Genomic DNA, 17,525 nt, shown 5'->3' with positions numbered 1-17,525 from the left:
GGATCCTTTCCGTAAAGTGTCTGCAGGCGCCGGTCACTCGGCCAGCGGCCGGAATTTCAGTTCCAGGTTGCGCTCGAATACGGCCGGGTCTTCCGGCTTGGGCAGCGGCGACGACTTCACGATGGCGCGCAGTATCGCCGCATCCAGCGCCGCATTGCCGGTCGACTGTCTCAATCTGGGCTCGCCGACCACGGAACCGTCAGGCAGCAGCGAAATCGCCACCACTGCTTCCGGGTTGCCGGACGCGCCGGGCGGCACCACCACGTTGGGCTTCACCTTGGCGCTGATGCGGCCGGCCCAGGTTTCGCGCGCCTTGCTGCGCGCGCCATCGGCCGCCAGCTTGGCCATCAGATCCGCTTCCTGCGCGGCCTGGCGACGCATCTGGTCGGCGCTTTCGCGGGCCAGAGATTCCTTCAGCAGCTTGTCCTGCAGTTCCTGCTCCAGCCGGTTGTCCGGCTTGGGCGGAACCTTGGGCTCCGGCTTCTTCTCGACCTTCGGTTCCGGCTTGGGTTCCGGTTTCTTTTCCACCGGCTTGGGCACAGGTTTCGGCTCGACCTTGGGCGGCGTCTTCGGCTTCGGCGGCTCCTTGATCGCGATGTCCGGCTTGGGCGGCGGAGGCGGCGGCGGCGGTTCCACCACCGGCTCCGGCTGCTTCTCGACCACCGGTTCCGGCGGCGGAGGCGGAGGACGCACCGGCGCCTCGATCGGCGGCAGGCTGCCCACCAGTTCGACCTGCACCGCAGCCGGCTGGCTGGTCTGCCAGCGCACGCTGTAGAACAGGAACAGACCGAGCAGCAGGTGCATGCCGGCGGCCAGTGCGGCCGACTGCCACTTGCCGGGCTGCGGACGGTTCAGTGCGAGATCGCGCATCAGCGGGCCGGTTTCGCGTTCTGCCCGGTCTGCACCAGCAGGCCGATGCGGGTGAAACCATTGCCCTGCAGCGTATCCATCACGCGCAGGATTTCCTCGTAGCGCACCGCCTTGTCGCCGGCCACGACCAGCGCGCGACTGGCGTCGCCACCTTGCATGTCGCGCAGGCGGCTCACCAGCGTATCGCGCGTGACCGCCTCTTCCTTGCCGCCCTTATCGCGGTCGCGCAGCGCGAGCTTGCCATCGGCCTTCACCATCACCTCGATCGGCTGGACCGGCGTCTGCGAGGCCTGGCCGACGCTGGGCAGTTCGATGCTGCCGGTCGGCGTGGCCTGCGGCGCCACCATGAAGATGACGAGCAGCACCAGCATCACGTCGATGTAAGGCACGACGTTGATCTGGTTCATCATGCGGCGCTGTCTTCTCATCGCGGCTTACCGGGCCTGACGCTGCAGGATGTTGGAGAACTCTTCCATGAAGCTCTCCCAGCGGATGGAAATGCGGTCGATGTCGTGCGCGAAGCGGTTGTAGGCGACCACCGCCGGGATGGCGGCGAACAGGCCGATCGCGGTCGCGACCAGCGCTTCGGCGATGCCCGGCGCGACCTGGGCCAGCGTGGCCTGACCGACGTTGGACAGGCCGCGGAAGGCGTTCATGATCCCCCAGACGGTACCGAACAGGCCGATGTAGGGGCTGACCGAACCGGTCGACGCAAGGAAGGCGGTGTGCGATTCCAGCTCGTCCAGCTCGCGCTGGTAGGTGGCGCGCATCGCGCGCCGGGCGCCGTCCACGGCCGTGGCGGTGTCGATGTTCTGCCGCCCGCGCAGCTTGGTGAATTCGCGGTAACCCGCCTCGAAGATGCGCTCCATGCCGCCGGCGTTGTGGCGGTCGTTGGCCGCGCTCTGGAACAGCGCATTGAGGTCGCCGCCGGACCAGAACTCAAGCTCGAACTTGTCCGAACTGAGCCGCGCCGCGCGGATGGCGAAGGACTTGCGGAAGATCCAGTACCAGCTCATGAAGGAAATGCCGACCAGCAGCGCCATCACCAGCTTGACCAGCAGGCTGGCCTGCATCACGAGCGAAATGATCGAAAGGTCTTCGGAAAGATTCATGTGAGGGAGGGGACTGAAGGCTGGATGGAAGGAAGAAGACGCTCACGCAGCGCCGCGGGCAGCGATACCGGACGGTTCTTCGCCATGTCGATCGACACCACACGGACCCTGCCGTCGAACAGCAGTTCGTCACCGCGGTAGAGGCGCTGCACGAAATCGACCGCGGCACGCGTGGTCGACGCGATGTGGCTGCGCACTTCGAGCATGTCGTTGAAGCGGGCTGGCTTCAGGTATTCGCCCTGTACCGAACGCACGACGAAGCCGACGCCCTGGGCCGCCATTTCGACCTGGTCGAAACCGAGCGCGCGCAGCCATTCGGTGCGCGCTCGTTCGAGAAAGCGGAAGTAGTTCGCGTAGTACACCACGCCGAAGCTGTCGGTATCTTCGTAGTAGACGCGTACCGGCCACGAAAAGCCGGCAACGTGCTGCGCTGGTGAAGTCATGGCGCGGGATTTTACCCGACCCGCGCCCCCGCCTTTGCGCAGGGCAGCAAATTCGCTTGGAAAGGGGATGTAACAACCCGCGGGAGGAAACACCCGCAGCCGGCGGGTCTCGGGCTTACCCCAGTGAGCGCGGCCGCTGCGGCGAGCAGACTTCGACAAGGGCCGCTGTCGGGTTCAGAAGACCCCTCCCACAGAACCCCGGCCCGGGCTTGAATCGTCAATCGGCGTGCCCCCTTGTGGGAGCGGCCTTGGCCGCGACTGGGCCGCTGCAGTCCGAAGGCTTCGATACCGGCTACCGTCCGGATCAGCAGACTCCTCCCACAGAACCCCTGCCGCGGATCCAGTGCACGCCGGCGGCGCCCTCGCTCACAGATCGTCGAGCTTCTCCAGCATCTGTCTGGCGCGCTCGCCTATCGCCGCCCGCTCGGCCGGTGCGAGCTTCTGCAGATTCTTCGCCATCAGTGCGGTGCGCGGGTTGGCGGCGAATTCGGCCTCGTGGCGGTCGAGGAAATGCCAGTACAGCACGGTCACCGGACAGGCCGCCTCACCGCTGCGCGCCGACGGGCTGTAGCGGCAACCGTCGCAGTAGTTGCTCATGCGCTGGATGTAGGCACCGCTGGCAACGTAGGGCTTGCTGGTGAAGCGGCCGCCATCGGCGTACAGCGCCATGCCGGCCACGTTCGGCAGTTCCACCCACTCGACCGCGTCGACATAGACCGCCAGATACCAGTCCTCGACCTGCCGCGGGGCAATCTCCGCCAGCAGCGCGAACTGGCCGGTCACCATCAGGCGCTGGATGTGGTGGGCGTAGCCGTGGCGCAGCGTCTGGCCGATGGCGGCGCGCATGCAGTTCATGCCGGTGTCGCCGGTCCAGTACCAGCGTGGCAGCGCGCGGGCGTGGCCATAGTGATTGGCGTCGCGCAGGCGCGGCATGTCCAGCCAGTACATGCCGCGGATGAATTCGCGCCAGCCGATCACCTGGCGCACGAAGCCCTCGACCGACTGCAGCGGCAGGCCGCGCTCGCGCCAGGCGGCCACGGCGGCGGCGACCACTTCGCGTGGCGACAACAGCTTCAGGTTCATCGCCGCGCTGAGCCGCGCGTGCCAGAGCCAGGGCTGGCCGGTCCACATCGCGTCCTGGTGATGGCCGAACAGTTCGAGCCGGTACTCGACGAAGTCCGACAGCGCGGCCAGCGCCTGTTCACGCGTGACCGGCCAGTCGAAGACGTCGGTCGAGCCCGGGTGGCCGGCGAAGCGCGCCTCGACTTCGGCAATCACCTCGCGGGTGATCGCGTCCGGTTCGAAGCGCAGTGGCGGTGGCACCAGGCCGGGCCCCTTGCGGCCGAAGCCGCTGCGGTTGTCGGCGTCGAAGTTCCAGCGGCCGCCCGCCGGCTCGCCACCTTCCATCAGCACGCCGTGGCGCTCGCGCATCATGCGGTAGAAAAACTCCATGCGCAGCTGCCGGTACTTCTTCGCCCAGTCGGCAAAGCCGGCGCGGGAGATCATGAAATGAAGGTCGTCACGCAGATCGAGCACCACCCGCTCACGCTCGCACAGCGCGCGGATCGCCTGTTCCAGCCGCCATTCGCCCGGCTCGACCAGCACCAGCTTGCCGGGCGCGTGGCGGCGCAGCCGTGCGGCAAGTATGTCGACCAGGTCTTCGCTGTCGCCGTCGCCCAGCGCGCGGTAATCGACCGTCCAGCCACGGTCACGCAGCGCGTCGGCGAAATGGCGCATGGCCGACAGGAAGAGCGCGCTGCGCGCCTTGTGGCTCCAGACATGGGTCGATTCGCCCGCCGCTTCGATCATCAGCACGCGATCGCGGGCCGGATCGAAGCCTTCGAAGGCGGCCGACGCGTGATCGAGCTGGTCGCCGAGCACCAGAACCAGATGGCGGACATCAGTCATCTGCGCATCCTTTGCGGCGGCAGGCCTCGGAGCAGTACTTCACCTCGGCCCAGTTGTTCCGCCAGGCGCGGCGCCATGTCATGTCGCGGCCGCAGACCGCACAGGGCTTGCTTGGCAGGAAGGATTTGTTGCCCTTGTGTCGGGACTTCATCGACGTTCTCGCGGTCTTGGTGCCCGCCTCTGGACAGTCTGCCCGCCTGCGGGTTTCATCCGCTGCGCCCGTAACCGGAATTCACTCAAGCGAACCGTACACCTGCCCGATAGAGCGTTGATGAAGACAGCCCCTTTCCCGGATGACGAGGCGCAGCGCCTGCAGGCCTTGCGCGATCTGTGCGTGCTCGACACACCGCCGGAACCGGCGTTCGACGCGCTGACCGCGCTGGCGGCGCAACTGTTCGACATGCCGGTAGCGCTGGTGAGCCTGATCGACGAATCGCGCCAGTGGTTCAAGTCGGCGCACGGACTGTGCCTGCGCGAAACGCGACGCGATGCCGCGCTGTGCACGCACACCATTGTCTCGCCGCGGGGACGCATGGTGATCGAGGACACGCTGAACGATCCGCGCTTCGCCGACAACCCGCTGGTGGTCGGCGCGCCCGGCATCCGCTTCTATGCCGGCATCACCCTGCTCAACCCGGACGGCCTGCCCTTGGGCACCTTCTGCCTGATCGATTTCAAGCCGCGCAGCCTCGACCTTCGCCAGCTGGACCAGCTGGGCGCGCTGGCAGCGCAGGCCGAAGCGCAGCTGCACCTGCGCATGCGTGTACAGCAGCTGCATGCGCTGACGCGGGAACTGCGCCAGCAGCACGAACTGCTCGAACGCCAGCGGCAGGCGTTGCAGACGCGCTGCGAGGAGCTGGCAACCGAAGTCCATGTGGACGCGCTGACCGGCAGCGGCAACCGCCGCGCAGGGGAGGCGCGACTGGGCGAGGAGTTCGCGCTCGCCAGCCGGCTGCAACTGCCGCTGTCCGTCTGTCTGATCGACGTCGATCACTTCAAGGACGTGAACGACAGCTACGGCCACCCCCACGGCGACGAGGTGCTGCGTCGCGTAGCCCGGCTGATCGGCGAGGCGCTGCGCGCCAGTGACTACGTCGCGCGCTTCGGCGGCGAGGAATTTCTGGTCGTGCTGCCGGGCGCCGAACCGGTGACCGCGCGCGCCGTCGCCGAGCGCATCCGCACGCACGTCGCGGACGCGCACTGGGAGCGCCCGCCCGTGCTCACCATCAGCGCCGGCGTTGCCAGCCGCAGTTCGACCACCACGTCGCCCGAGCACCTGCTGCAACACGCGGACAAGGCGCTCTACCGCGCCAAGGCCGGCGGGCGCAACCGGGTCGAATGCGGGCCGGCGCCGGCCAGCACGCACTGCGACTGAAGCACGGTCTGCCGACCGGGCGGCTTCAACGCGCCAGCGCCGCCGTGCGCTGCGCCATCTGCGGCGTCATGTCCACCGAACCGTCGGCGTCCACCCGCAGCGCCATCGCGATACCCATGCGTTCAGCCAGCGCGCGCCAGCCGTCGCGACCGACGATGAACAGCGGCTTGCTGTCGGCGTCGGAGCGGGCACCGGCCTGCGGGCCTGCCGGCATCAGCACGGTCAGCGACTGGGTGTGACGCACCGGCTCGCCGCTACGCGGGTCGATCAGGTGGCACAGGCGCTCGCCGTCCAGTTCGAAGAAGCGCTGGTAGTCGCCGGAGGTGCCGATCGCCTCGCCGTCGTGCAGTTCGACCGTGGCCAGCGCCTCTGGCTTGCGCGGGTGCTGGATGCCGATGCGCCACGGCGTGCCGGCCTTGCTGCCCAGCGCCATCACGTTGCCGCCGATGTTGACCAGCGCACAGCAGACGCCGCGTGCACGCAGGATGGCGGCGGCGCGGTCCAGCGCATAGCCCTTGCCGTAGCCGCCGAGGTCGAGCTGCACCGCCGGGTTGCGACTGGACACCGTGGCGCCACCGTCCGGTCGGGGGGTGATCACGAGATCGGCCATGCGCGGCTTCGCCGCGACCAGCGCGTCGCGCCGGGCGGCTTCGGGCCGCCGCGGCACGAATTCGTCGGCGTGAAAGCCCCAGGCCTCGACCAGTGCGCCGGCGGCCGGATTGAACAGGTCCTCGCCGCGCGCGGCGGCGGCCTGTACCTCGACCAGCAGCGCGGCGGTCTCGGCATCGACGTCGGCCGTCTGCCCGGCCGCGAAGGCGGTGTTCAGCCGCGTCAGCTCGGACGGCTGCCAGGCGTGCAGTTTGCGGTGCAGGCGGTCGAACTCACGCAGCACCTCACCCAGCGCGTCGCGCGCCTGCGTGTGGTTGAGGCCGTACACGACCACTTCGACGCGGGTGCCGAAAACGAAGGACTCCTGGCGCTCGACCGGCTCCTTCTTGCCGCAGCCGGCGAGCAGCGCAAACAGGAGCAGTGCGGCGGCGAAACGCTCAGCGCGTCGTCGCACGTTCAAGCGCATCGACGAACATGGCGGCCACGTCGAAGCCGGTCTGTTCGGTGATTTCGACGAAGCAGGTCGGGCTGGTGACGTTGATCTCGGTCAGCCGGTCGCCGATCACGTCCAGCCCGACCAGCAGCAGACCGCGCGCCGCGAGGATGGGCCCGAGCTTGCGCGCAATCGCGAGGTCGGACTCGGAGAGGGGCTGGGCGACGCCGCGACCGCCCGCGGCCAGGTTGCCACGCGTTTCGCCGGCCTTCGGGATGCGCGCCAGACAGTAGGGCACCGGCTCGCCGTCGATCAGCAGCACGCGCTTGTCGCCCTGCGCGATCTCCGGGATGAAGCGCTGCGCCATCAGTGTGCGCGCGCCGTCCTCGGTCAGCGTTTCGATGATGACGTTGCGGTTGGCGTCGTCGGCGCGCACGCGGAAGATGCGCGAACCGCCCATGCCATCGAGCGGCTTAAGGATGCAGTCGGCGTGCGTGTCGATGAAGGCATTGATGGCGGCGACGTCGCGGCTGACCAGCGTCGGCGTGATCAGCTCCGGGAATTCGCAGATCGACACCTTCTCCGAGTGATCACGGATGGCGCGCGGATGGTTGAACACGCGGACGCCGGCGGCGGCCGCGCGCTCGAGCATCCAGGTGGCGGTGATGTACTCGAAATCGAAGGGCGGGTCCTGACGCATCAGCACGGCGTCGAATTCGCGCAGTGCACGCGGCTGCGTCTGCAGCGCCACGTACCAGGGCACGCCGCTGCGCTGCGGCTGGATGCGGGTCGCGGTCACCATCACCTCGTCGCCGTGCAGGCTCATGCTCGGGCGCTGGATGGTCCAGATTTCGTGACCGCGCCGCGCCGCCTCGCGCATCATCGCGATGCTCGAATCCTTGGCCGGCTTGAGCTTGTCGAGCGGATCGACGATGAAGGCGAGGCGCAGGTTCATGTCCGCTTCAACCCCTCAGTTCCGCTTCGAGCGCCTCTTCCGCCGCACTCATCGGCAGGCCGCGCTCGAGTTCCAGGCTGGCCGCGACCAGCGCGAGGCGGGCCACCACGCCATAGGCATAGAAGCGGTTGGGCGGCGCGTCCGGCGCGCAGCCCGGGTCGGGCATCGAGCAGCAGGACTCGAAAGCCAGCGGCTTGAAGTGCATGCCCGGCGCATTCAGGTTCTCGTCGATGCCGCGCTCGCCATGCACGCGATAGAAGCCGCCGACGACGTAGCGATCCATCATGTAGACCACCGGTTCGGCCGCGCCGCCATCGACACTTTCGAAGGTGGGCACGCCTTCCTGGATCAGCACCGAGCTGACTTCCAGCCCCTCCTTCACCACCGCCATCTTGTTGCGCTGCTTGCGGTTCAGGCCGACCACCTCGGACGGGTCGCGCACCGTCATGATGCCCATGCCGTAGGTGCCGGCGTCGGCCTTGACGATGACGAAGGGCTCGTGATCGACACCGTGCTGCTGGTACTTCTCACGGATGCGGGCGAGCAGCGCACCGACCCGGGTCGCCAGACATTCCTCGCCGCTGCGTTCCTGGAAGTTGATGTCGCCGCACACGTCGTACAGCGGGTCGATCAGCCACGGATCGATGTCCATGACCGACGAGAAGCTGCGTGCGACCTCGCTGTAGGCATCGAAGTGCTGCGACTTGCGGCGCGTGGTCCAGCCAGCGTGCAGCGGCGGGATGAAGGTCTGCTCATTGACGTTCTGCAGCAGCTCGGGCACGCCGGCCGACAGGTCGTTGTTGAGCAGGATGGCGCATGGATCGAAACCGGCGACGCCGATGCGCCGACCGCCGGGCAGGCGGATCAGCGGTTCAACCGTCAGCGTCTGGCCGTCGCCAAGGTCGAGCGGCGTCGGGCCGGTGAGATCGGGAATCAGGCTGCCGATGCGCACGTTCAGACCGGCCAGCTTCAGGATCTGCGCCAGCCGGGCGACATTGCGCAGATAGAACTGGTTGCGCGTGTGGTTTTCCGGCACCAGCAGCAGGTTGCGTGCCTCCGGGCACAGCTTCTCGACGGCCGTCATGGTGGCCTGCACGCACAGCGGCAGGAATTCGGCGTTCAGGTTGTTGAAGCCGCCCGGAAACAGGTTGGTATCGACTGGCGCCAGCTTGAAGCCGGCGTTGCGCAGATCGACCGAGGCATAGAAGGGCGGGCTGTGCTCCAGCCACTGCGAACGGAACCACTGTTCGATGTCGGTCTGGCGTTCGAGAAATCGGCTCTCCAGCGCGAGCAGCGGGCCGGTGAGCGCGGTGGTCAGGTGAGGCACCATGGGCGTGAGCGGGCGCAATCCGCAATGAGGTTCAGGCGCGCGGATTCTACACCCGCAGCCGGGGTCGCCTCCCCGCTCCGGTACAATCCGGGCTTCTTGCGCATCCGCGCATGCCACACCCTAGTGAATTCCATGCTGTCCGCTTCCAACATCACCATGCAGTTCGGCGCCAAGCCGCTTTTCGACAACGTCAGCATCAAGTTCGGCGACGGCTACCGCTACGGCCTGATCGGCGCCAACGGTGCCGGCAAGTCGACCTTCATGAAAATCCTCGCCGGCGTGCTCGAACCGACCGCCGGCAACGTGTCCATCGACGCGCATGAGCGCATGGCCTTCCTGCGCCAGGACCAGTTCGCGTTCGAGGACCAGCGCGTGCTCGACGTGGTCATGATGGGCCACGCCGAAATGTGGACCTGCATGAAGGAAAAGGACGCGATCTACGCCAATCCGGACGCGACCGAAGAGGACTACATGCGTGCCGCCGAACTGGAAGGCCAGTTCGCCGAATACGACGGCTACACCGCCGAGGCGCGCGCCGGCGAACTGCTGCTCGGCGTCGGCATCCCGACCGAACAGCACAACGGCCCGATGAGCCAGGTCGCACCGGGCTGGAAGCTGCGCGTGCTGCTGTGCCAGGCGCTGTTCGCCAACCCGGACATCCTGCTGCTCGACGAACCGACCAACAACCTGGACATCAACACCATCCGCTGGCTCGAACACACGCTGAACGAGCGCAACAGCACGATGGTCATCATCAGCCACGACCGCCACTTCCTGAACCAGGTGTGCACCCACATGGCCGACCTGGACTACGCGACCATCCGCCTCTACCCGGGCACCTGGGACGACTATATCGAGGCGTCGACGCAGGCGCGCGAGCGGGCGTCAGCGGCCAACGCGAAGGCGAAGGAACGGGTGGCCGAACTGCAGAGCTTCGTGCGCCGCTTCTCGGCCAACAAGTCGAAGTCGAAGCAGGCCACCTCGCGTCTGAAGATGATCGACAAGATCAAGATCGAGGAATTCAAGCCCAGCTCGCGTCAATACCCGTGGATACGCTTCGACTACGACCCGAAGGAGAAGCTGCACCGGCAGGCGGTCGAGCTGGACAACGTGGTGTTCGGCTACGACGGCGGCCCGCAGATCCTGAAGGGCTTCACCGCCACCTTCGACGGCGGCGACCGGGTCGCCATCATCGGCGAAAACGGGGTCGGCAAGACCACCTTCCTGAAGCTGCTGGTCGGCGAACTGACGCCGCAGCACGGCTCGATCAAGTGGGCGGAAAAGGCCCGCCTTGGCTATTTCGCGCAGGACCATTCAGCCGATTTCGACAGCGACGCCAACCTGACCGACTGGATCAGCGGCTATGTGCGCGAGGGCGGCTACGAGGGCGACGACGCGATCACGCTGATCCGCGGCACGCTCGGCCGCCTGCTGTTCGGCGGTGACGACGTGAAGAAGGCGGTGCGCGTGCTGTCCGGCGGCGAGCAGGGCCGCATGATGTTCGGCCGGCTCATGCTGCAGCGGAACAACGTGCTGCTGCTCGACGAACCGACCAATCACATGGACATGGAATCGATCGAGTCGCTGAACGCCGGCCTCGACGCCTTCGACGGCACGCTGTTCTTCGTGTCGCACGACCGCGAGTTCGTGTCCACGCTGGCCACCCGCGTGCTCGAAGTCCGCGGCGACGGCCAGATCGTCGATTACCGCGGCGGCTACGAGGACTACCTCGCCAGCCAGGGCATCGACGACTGAAATGAGGCCCCCACGCTCACTGCGTTCGCTGCCCCCCGAGGGGGCTACGCTCGCCCTTGGGGCGGCCCTGCGGGCGGCGCGGCGTCCTTTGCATCCGTCGCGGGTTGCGCAGTGCCAGCCGGAGTGACCGAGATGTCCCACACCTGTCCTATCTGCGACGACGCGCCCGGCCATCACTGGCTGTGGCGCGACGACCGCCTGCGCGTGATCGACGCGCGCGACGCCGATCACCCGGCCTTTCTGCGCGTGATCTGGAACGCTCACGTGCGCGAAATGACCGACCTCAACGACGCCGACCGCGATCACCTGATGCACGTGGTGTGGCAGGTCGAGCGCTGCGTGCGCGAAATCGCGCAGCCGGAAAAGATCAACCTCGGCAGCCTCGGCAATATGGTGCCGCACCTGCACTGGCACGTCGTCGCGCGCTGGCAGGACGACGCCCACTTCCCCGGTTCGGTTTGGAGCACGAAGCAGCGCGACGGTGCGCCGCGCCCGCGCGTACCGGCGGCGCTGTGGCGCGCCACGCTGCTGGCCCGTCTTGGCCTGCCGACGGTGGCCGTCAGCGACGCGCTGACCGGCGCCTACGAGGGCACCGACTACGCCGTGGCCCTGCCCGACGGCGAAACGACACTGCACGTCGGTGCGCCCTCGCCGGCGCTGGACCGCTGGCTGGCGACGCAGAACGCAACACAGTGGGCGCTGCTGGCGGCCGCCAATCCGTGGTCCGCACGCAGCGACGACGACGCCAACCGCGCCGCCCACGCGGCACTGCGCGCATTGCTGACGCAGCGCGGTCTGCCGCTGCTCGACGCCGAGAACCGCACGACCGAAGCCGGCTGGACCGAGCCTTCGCTGCTGTGCGCCGGCCTGACCGCCGAGGAGGCGCTGCGCATCGGCGCCGCCTTCGGCCAGAACGCGGTACTGACCGGCGATGCCGGCGGCACGGCCCAGCTGCGCTGGTGCGTGCGCCGGCAGGCCGACTGACTCAGCGAACCTGCATGCGCCGGCGCGCCACTGCGCCGACCGCCGCCAGCCCGGCCAGCAGCATGGCCGCGCTGGCCGGCTCCGGCACGGCGGCGGTGATGCCCAGCCGGTAGCTGGCGTCGGCCAGCGTGTTATCCACGCCATCGACGGTCACCAGGAACTCGGTGCCCGTAGCGAACGGAAAGGTGCTGCCACCGCCGGTGAAAGGTCCCCACGCGAAGGTGAGATTGCGGCCGAAGGTGCCGACGATTTCGTTGCCGTTCAGGAACACCGACAGCGAGGCGCGTGAGCCCAGCCCGAGGTTGGAGAAATCGAGCGTGAAATCGACCGGCTCACCGACGGTGAAGCTGAAGCTGTCGGCGAAGTTGCCAAGCTGCTGTTCGAAGCTGAAGGACTGACCGGCAACCAGCGTGCCCAGATCGACGCTGGCTGCACTGGCGTGTGCAGCGGGCAGGACGGTCAATGCGGCGATCAGTGCGGTGCGGATGGAAGTGTTCATGACGGACTCCGTAGGATGAATGAAGGATGAAAGCGTCTGCTTTCATTCGTCATCTACGAAGCCCGGGCTTCAGCGGAGACAGCCGGGTGACGAAGGACTTGGCGGCAGCGTGACGGATATCACCGTCGCCGCCAGAGACCTCATAGGATCACCACAGCTTCACGCAATGACCGCGCAGCAGGAAGCCGCCCGACGGCTGCGCCGCGGCCGCGCCGACCGACTCGATCGACACCGCCAGCTCGCCCACCGTCGCCAGCAGCGCTTCCGAAGTGCCGGCCATCGTGATCACCTGTTTGGCGTCGGTGCGCAGCACACCGAGCCGGAAGGGCGCGCCGTCCTTCGGCAGCGCCCACAGCACCGCCTGAGCACCATCGGGCACCAGCAGCGGCTGCAGCAGCTTCACGCTCAGTTCCACCCCGTGCCGGCGCGACGACGCCAGCGCGGCAGGCTTGCCGGCGGCGTCCAGCATCAGGCCGACATAGCTGGCCGGCAGCACGGCGTGTTCCGGCAGGTCGGACGGCAGCACCCACTGCGGCTGCTCGCGCACCACGCCGACAGCCACCAGCAGGCCGAAGGCGAAGCCGAGCGCCGGGCGCAGCCAATCGCGCCAGCGCCGCTGCGCCGTCGGCCGCGGGCGCGGTGCAGCGCCGGTGCGCCGTTCGACCTCCGCCCACACCGCGGGCGAGGGCTGCACCGGCGGCACGGCAGCCGCCAGCGCGGCGCCATGCATTTCCCAGGTGCGCAGCGCGCGCGCCGCCGCTTCGCTCGACCGCACCAGCCGCTCGAAGCGGCGCCGCGGCAGCCGGCCCAGCGTGCCGAACACGTAGGCGGCCGCGAGGCGGTCGAGCAGTTCCGGGTGGTCGTACTTCATGCCAGCCGCTCCATGCAGCGGCGCAGCCTGTCCAGGCCCCGGCGCAGCCACACCTTGACACTGCCGATCGGCGAGCCGAGGTGTTCCGCCAGTTCCGAGTGCGACAGGCCGTGGTAGTAGGCCAGCGCCAGACACTGGCGCTGCGGCCCGTCGATGTCGTCTATGCAGCGGCGCAGATGCAGCGCGTCGGCCGCCTGTTCGAGCAGGCCGAGCGGGCTGGGGCGGTCGTCGCCCAGCGCGGCGACACCACCCTGCCCGTCTTCGTCGTCGTCCAGCGATTCGGCCCGCCGTACGGACTCCGCGCGGAGCAGGTCGAGTGCCCGGTTGCGCACAATCGAGGTGAGCCAGGTCATCGGCTGGCTGGCGTCGGCACGGTAGCTGTCGGCGCGGTGCCACACGCTGGTGAAGGCATCCTGCAGCACGTCTTCAGCCAGGTCGCGCCGGCGCAGCAGACGCAGCGCGACCCCGAGCAGCTGCGGCGCGCAGGCATCGTAGAGTTGACGGAAGGCCTGCCGGTCGCGCAGGGCGACGCGCGCCAGCAGCCTCTCAAGCTGGACCGGATCGAGCATCGCCGCATGATGCCATGCTCATCGACGGGTCGCAGCCCATCAGTAGTCCCGCGGCCGGTAGCTGCCGGCCTCGGCCGGCGCTTTGCCGCTGTCGCGCACGACATGCCAGACGCCGCCGCGCCCGTCGCCGGTGGTCTGTCCGGCTTCGCTGTCGCCCACGTAGTAATAGAGCGGTTTGCCGCGAACCGCCCACTGCCGGCTGCCGTCGCTGCGCGTGACCAGCGTGTGCTCGCCCGACGCACGCGCATCGGCCGCTGCGACGAAGGGCGGCCACAGCGCGGCGCACTGCTCGTAGCAGGCACTTTTCCCGTCGCTGTCCTTGTCGAAGGTGTACAGCACGCGGCCGGCGGCGTCGGTCAGCAGTCCTGCCGAACCGACGACGGACTGGGCGTGGACAGCGCAGCAGACCGCACCCAGCAGCGCGGCACAGAGGGCATTCCTGATCATCGTGATTCTCCTTCCTTGCAGAGGTTCGACACCCGGATATCGTGTGTCCGGATCGATATACGGACGGCTGAACGTATCGGAGACAGGCGCGGCGGAAATTTGCTGTCAAAAAGAATGTCCGCCGTGCCGGCCTCCCGCGCGCAAACTGCGGCGTACACATAGAATTGGTTACATTGGCTTACATCGCCCCCCGATTTCATGCACGCCTTCGCTCTGCCCGCCATCAGCCACAGCACGCACCTGCCGGAGTTCTCCGACGCGCGGGCTGCGCGCGACTGGGTGCAGGACATGGACAGCACCCAGCCGCTCGCCACCCAGGCCCGTCTGCTCGGCCAGCTCAACCTGCTGAATCGCCGCAGCATCGGCGCCGGCGAGCGGCTGCGCATCGCCGAAGAGCTGCGCGACACGGTGCTGGACGTGCAGGCCGCCACCGCCAACCGCTTCGTCGGCCGTCCACTGCCGCTGTCCGCTGGCGAACGAGCGGCCTTCGACGCCAATCAGGGCATGTGGGACACGCTGGTCACCGCTTATCTGCATTGCCTGTCCGCGGCGCTCGACGGCGATGGCGCCGTGGTCGGTCAGGCGGGCCTGATCGCGCATCGTGCGTTGAGCGCGCTGGCGCTGATGCAGCTCGACACGCTGCGCACCGCGCATCTGCCTGCACCCGGCTACTGGCGCCGCGTGCATGCCTGCTACGACGCGGCCGCCCGGCTCGGCGCGGCGGAGCGCACGATCCGCGACGACGCCATCCATGACGAACGGCCGACCAGCGTGCGTGCCGCCTACGTGCTGTGCGTGCTGCTGCACACCTCCAGCCCTTTCGGTCTGACCCACCGCCAGCTGCGCGTGCTGCATCGCTGGCTGGGCAAATGGGCCGGCAAGGTGGCGCTGTTCGACACACCGGTGCCGCACAGCGCCTTGCCCCCCCTGATGCTGGACCTGAATACCGATGAACCGGTCGCCCGCACGCCGCAGCCGGACAGCCGGCTGCGCTGGCTGGTGCTGGACGAGTTCTCGCACAGCGTGCGCAAGCGCATGGCGCTGCTGGCTCAGGGCGAAACACCGCTGGCACTGCGCCTGGGCGACGAACTGAGTCCATCCCAGGCCGACCGCCTGCTGCGCCATCTGCACGCGCACTGCTGCCGCGGCGGCCTGACCCGCGCCGAAGCGCGCCGGCCGTTGCAGCAGAACGCGTCGGTGGTGATCGGCATGGGCGCAGTGCAGCAGTTTCTCGGCGGCGGCGACAACGATCCGGTCGACCGACCGGAAACGGTGGCGGCCGGCTATCTGGTCGAAGACTGGCGCATCCTCGACGACAGCCCAACCGGCCTGCGCCTGGGCCGCCGCGCCAGCACGGACGGCGCGCGCATCGGCAACGGCATGTTGCTGGCGGTGCGGCCCGACAACAGCCCGCACTTCATGCTCGCCCACGTGTGCTGGATCATGGCGGTCGAAGGTGAGTTGCAGATGGGCATCAGCATGCTGGCCGGCGCGCCGCGCCTGGTCGATCTCGCGCGTGCCCCCGACGGCAGCGGCGAACACGAGGCGCGCGGCGTGCTGATGCCGGAAGTGCCGCGCATCGGTCAGCCGGAATGCGTCGCGCTGCCCAGCGGCTGGTACCGCAAGTCGCGCGACATCGTGCTCACCGCCGACGAGGGAAAGCGGCGCGTGCGGCTGGTCGAATCCATCGAACGCGGGGCCGACTTCGACCTCGCCCGCATCGAGCCGGCGGCATGAACGCGCCCGCACCGACGCCCGGCATGCTGAACTACCGCGACGCGCAGCAGTGCCGCGCGCTGATCGCCGAGCTGCCACTGACCAACGTGCCGCGCGTGCGCGACACGCTGACGCGCATGCTCTACGGGCTGCGGCAGACGCCGCCGCGCAGCGCCGACTACCTCGACGTGCTGGAGGCGATGCGCGCGCCGCTGCACTTCCTGCAGGAAAGCCTGGGCAAGCGCTACAGCAGCCGGCCGGTCGCGCCAGGCAGCACCGAGGACGGCGTGCTGCGCCAGGTAGTCGCACTGTGGATGGCCATGGCGCAGGCGTACGCGCAGGCGGCCGAGAAGGCCGACCTGCACCCGCTCACCGACGCCCAGCTGGCACTGGTGTGCCAGCGTTGCGTGCTGTACGCCAGCCGCGCGGTGATCGAGTATTTCCGCGCCCGGCGCACGCTGCCGCGCGGCCTCTGGCTGGAACTGCACGGCTACTACAGCACGGCCGAGGAATGGGGCTTTGCCACCCAGCCGGTGGCCGACAGCCTGAAGGAAGGTGGCTACCCGCAAAGCGCGGCCGAATCCTACTGCAGCGTGCTGCTGGTCGACCTGGCCAACCCCTACGGCCGCAGCCCGCGCGAATTCGAGTGGGTGTGCCGCTGGGCCGACCAGTACGCCGGCCTGACAGAGATCATGCCGGTGTTCGGCGGCACCGACGCCCGGACCTATGCGGTCGATCTGAATCTCGACGGCGGCGCCAAGCCGCTCGAAGTGTTCGCCCGCACGCCCAATCTGCGCCGGCTCGGTTCGGCGCGGCTGGCCAGCGAGATCGAGCGCGTGGTGGCCGGCCTGAAGCAGGGCCTGTCGCCGGAAACGCTGGGTCTGGGCGCCGACTGTCACCCGCTGTCGGCCGGCCGCCTGCTGCTTCAGCTGTACAAACCCTGGTGCCACGCGGCCAACCCGCGCCGCTTCCAGCGACGCAATGGCGACGGCGAGATAGACATCGCGATCAGCCAGGAGGCCATGCACTACCTGATCGCCGGCGAAGAGTTCGTGCAGCCACCGCCAGCGCGCATCTACAGTCACAGCGATTTCGTCGACATCGCCACCTTCGGCGAACGCGCCACCGACGGCGCCGGCCTGGCTGTGCGACAGGCCAGCGCGCGCGCGCAATACCCGACTCAGCACTGGGCGGTGCTCGACCACAGCGTGATGGGCTATCGCCTGCGCGCCCCGCGCGAAACCGGAGCGATCGAGTATTCGCAGATGCTGGCGGTGTTCGGAGCGGACTCGGAACACTGGCGTCTGGCGCGCGTGTCCTGGCTCATGTACGAGCACGACGGCCACCTGCTGACCGGCCTGCACGTGCTGCCGGGCACGCCGCGTGCACTGTCGGTGCGTCCGCTGGCCGACGAAGGCATGCCGGCCGAGCGCTTCAGTCGGGCCTTTCTGCTGCCGGCTGTGCAGGTGATGGGCGAAGAGGCGTCGCTGGTGCTGCCGCGCGGCTGGTTCCAGGCCGAACGCAAGCTCGAAATCTTCCTGAATGGCACGCTGCGCGCGGTGCAGCTGACCCGCCTGCTCGCTTTCGGCGTCAATTACGAACGCGCCGCCTTCAGCGAGGACGCACCCGCAAACAGCGTCTGAGCGCCG

At 68.4% G+C, this 17,525-nt stretch carries 18 protein-coding genes; 5 read left to right on the top strand and 13 right to left on the bottom strand.

Annotation, left to right across the window (positions count from 1 at the left end; translation table 11 throughout):
• Positions 1 to 33 precede the first annotated feature (33 nt).
• The 6 genes from tolA to AC51BJ_RS10400 all read right to left on the bottom strand — a co-directional run bounded on the left by tolA (position 34) and on the right by AC51BJ_RS10400 (position 4,415).
• The gene (gene tolA, locus AC51BJ_RS10425) at positions 34 to 870 is read right to left on the bottom strand and encodes a cell envelope integrity protein TolA (RefSeq protein ID WP_496280160.1); all 837 of its coding nucleotides are present in this window, start codon (positions 868 to 870) and stop codon (positions 34 to 36) included.
• The gene (locus tag AC51BJ_RS10420; RefSeq protein ID WP_496280279.1) at positions 870 to 1,280 is read right to left on the bottom strand and encodes an ExbD/TolR family protein; all 411 of its coding nucleotides are present in this window, start codon (positions 1,278 to 1,280) and stop codon (positions 870 to 872) included. Before AC51BJ_RS10420 ends, tolA begins: the two co-directional genes overlap by 1 nt.
• Positions 1,281 to 1,304: 24 nt before the next feature.
• Positions 1,305 to 1,982 carry a protein TolQ gene (gene tolQ / locus AC51BJ_RS10415; protein ID WP_304000683.1) on the bottom strand — a complete coding sequence of 226 codons (678 nt, stop codon included), beginning with the start codon at positions 1,980 to 1,982 and terminating at the stop codon, positions 1,305 to 1,307.
• On the bottom strand, positions 1,979 to 2,425 hold the full coding sequence (gene ybgC, locus AC51BJ_RS10410) for a tol-pal system-associated acyl-CoA thioesterase (RefSeq protein WP_496280159.1): 447 nt from the start codon (positions 2,423 to 2,425) through the stop codon (positions 1,979 to 1,981). Before ybgC ends, tolQ begins: the two co-directional genes overlap by 4 nt.
• A 366-nt stretch (positions 2,426 to 2,791) precedes the next feature.
• Positions 2,792 to 4,333: a cryptochrome/photolyase family protein gene (locus tag AC51BJ_RS10405; protein ID WP_496280158.1), complete on the bottom strand. Its 1,542-nt coding sequence runs from the start codon at positions 4,331 to 4,333 to the stop codon at positions 2,792 to 2,794.
• Positions 4,326 to 4,415 (bottom strand): DUF2256 domain-containing protein, encoded by a 90-nt coding sequence (locus AC51BJ_RS10400; protein WP_232419883.1) that lies wholly within the window; start codon positions 4,413 to 4,415, stop codon positions 4,326 to 4,328. The genes AC51BJ_RS10405 and AC51BJ_RS10400 overlap by 8 nt, the downstream gene beginning before the upstream one ends.
• 189 nt (positions 4,416 to 4,604) lie before the next feature.
• Between AC51BJ_RS10400 and AC51BJ_RS10395 the strand changes: the two genes are divergently transcribed.
• The gene (locus tag AC51BJ_RS10395; protein WP_496280157.1) at positions 4,605 to 5,708 is read left to right on the top strand and encodes a GGDEF domain-containing protein; all 1,104 of its coding nucleotides are present in this window, start codon (positions 4,605 to 4,607) and stop codon (positions 5,706 to 5,708) included.
• A gap of 25 nt (positions 5,709 to 5,733) precedes the next feature.
• Here AC51BJ_RS10395 and AC51BJ_RS10390 read toward each other — a convergent pair whose 3' ends face one another.
• The 3 genes from AC51BJ_RS10390 to gshA are packed head-to-tail and all read right to left on the bottom strand — an operon-like array spanning position 5,734 to position 9,035.
• Complete coding sequence (locus AC51BJ_RS10390) at positions 5,734 to 6,783, bottom strand: FAD:protein FMN transferase (protein ID WP_496280156.1); 1,050 nt, start codon at positions 6,781 to 6,783, stop codon at positions 5,734 to 5,736.
• A complete protein-coding gene (gshB, locus tag AC51BJ_RS10385) occupies positions 6,755 to 7,705 on the bottom strand; it encodes a glutathione synthase (RefSeq protein WP_496280155.1) in 951 nt (316 codons plus the stop codon). Before gshB ends, AC51BJ_RS10390 begins: the two co-directional genes overlap by 29 nt.
• Positions 7,706 to 7,712: 7 nt before the next feature.
• On the bottom strand, positions 7,713 to 9,035 hold the full coding sequence (gene gshA, locus AC51BJ_RS10380) for a glutamate--cysteine ligase (protein WP_430435501.1): 1,323 nt from the start codon (positions 9,033 to 9,035) through the stop codon (positions 7,713 to 7,715).
• A gap of 132 nt (positions 9,036 to 9,167) precedes the next feature.
• Here gshA and AC51BJ_RS10375 point away from each other — a divergent pair, with 132 nt between their 5' ends.
• Together AC51BJ_RS10375 and AC51BJ_RS10370 are read left to right on the top strand one after the other, a co-directional pair.
• Complete coding sequence (locus AC51BJ_RS10375; RefSeq protein WP_341422927.1) at positions 9,168 to 10,790, top strand: ABC-F family ATPase; 1,623 nt, start codon at positions 9,168 to 9,170, stop codon at positions 10,788 to 10,790.
• Between the two features lie 132 nt (positions 10,791 to 10,922).
• The gene (locus AC51BJ_RS10370) at positions 10,923 to 11,774 is read left to right on the top strand and encodes a DUF3293 domain-containing protein (RefSeq protein ID WP_430435503.1); all 852 of its coding nucleotides are present in this window, start codon (positions 10,923 to 10,925) and stop codon (positions 11,772 to 11,774) included.
• A gap of 1 nt (position 11,775) precedes the next feature.
• Here the strand turns inward: AC51BJ_RS10370 and AC51BJ_RS10365 are convergent, their stop codons facing one another.
• From AC51BJ_RS10365 to AC51BJ_RS10350, 4 genes are all read right to left on the bottom strand, one after another.
• Positions 11,776 to 12,273: an FxDxF family PEP-CTERM protein gene (locus AC51BJ_RS10365; protein WP_304000669.1), complete on the bottom strand. Its 498-nt coding sequence runs from the start codon at positions 12,271 to 12,273 to the stop codon at positions 11,776 to 11,778.
• A gap of 148 nt (positions 12,274 to 12,421) precedes the next feature.
• Entirely contained in the window at positions 12,422 to 13,144 is a 723-nt protein-coding gene (locus AC51BJ_RS10360) for an anti-sigma factor (RefSeq protein ID WP_496280154.1), read from the bottom strand.
• Entirely contained in the window at positions 13,141 to 13,713 is a 573-nt protein-coding gene (locus tag AC51BJ_RS10355) for a sigma-70 family RNA polymerase sigma factor (protein ID WP_496280153.1), read from the bottom strand. The genes AC51BJ_RS10360 and AC51BJ_RS10355 overlap by 4 nt, the downstream gene beginning before the upstream one ends.
• Positions 13,714 to 13,752: 39 nt before the next feature.
• The gene (locus tag AC51BJ_RS10350; protein ID WP_019916218.1) at positions 13,753 to 14,160 is read right to left on the bottom strand and encodes a COG4315 family predicted lipoprotein; all 408 of its coding nucleotides are present in this window, start codon (positions 14,158 to 14,160) and stop codon (positions 13,753 to 13,755) included.
• A gap of 198 nt (positions 14,161 to 14,358) precedes the next feature.
• Between AC51BJ_RS10350 and AC51BJ_RS10345 the strand changes: the two genes are divergently transcribed.
• Both AC51BJ_RS10345 and AC51BJ_RS10340 read left to right on the top strand, forming a co-directional pair.
• A complete protein-coding gene (locus AC51BJ_RS10345; protein ID WP_496280152.1) occupies positions 14,359 to 15,897 on the top strand; it encodes a cyclic-di-GMP receptor FimW-related protein in 1,539 nt (512 codons plus the stop codon).
• Positions 15,894 to 17,519 (top strand): cyclic-di-GMP receptor FimW-related protein, encoded by a 1,626-nt coding sequence (locus AC51BJ_RS10340; RefSeq protein ID WP_496280151.1) that lies wholly within the window; start codon positions 15,894 to 15,896, stop codon positions 17,517 to 17,519. Before AC51BJ_RS10345 ends, AC51BJ_RS10340 begins: the two co-directional genes overlap by 4 nt.
• The last annotated feature ends 6 nt before the right edge of the window (positions 17,520 to 17,525 follow it).

It is taken from the genome of Methyloversatilis sp. S146-33, assembly GCF_059552495.1.
The sequence above is the reverse complement of the archived record's forward strand: the minus strand, read 5'-3'. Positions and strand labels throughout refer to the sequence as shown.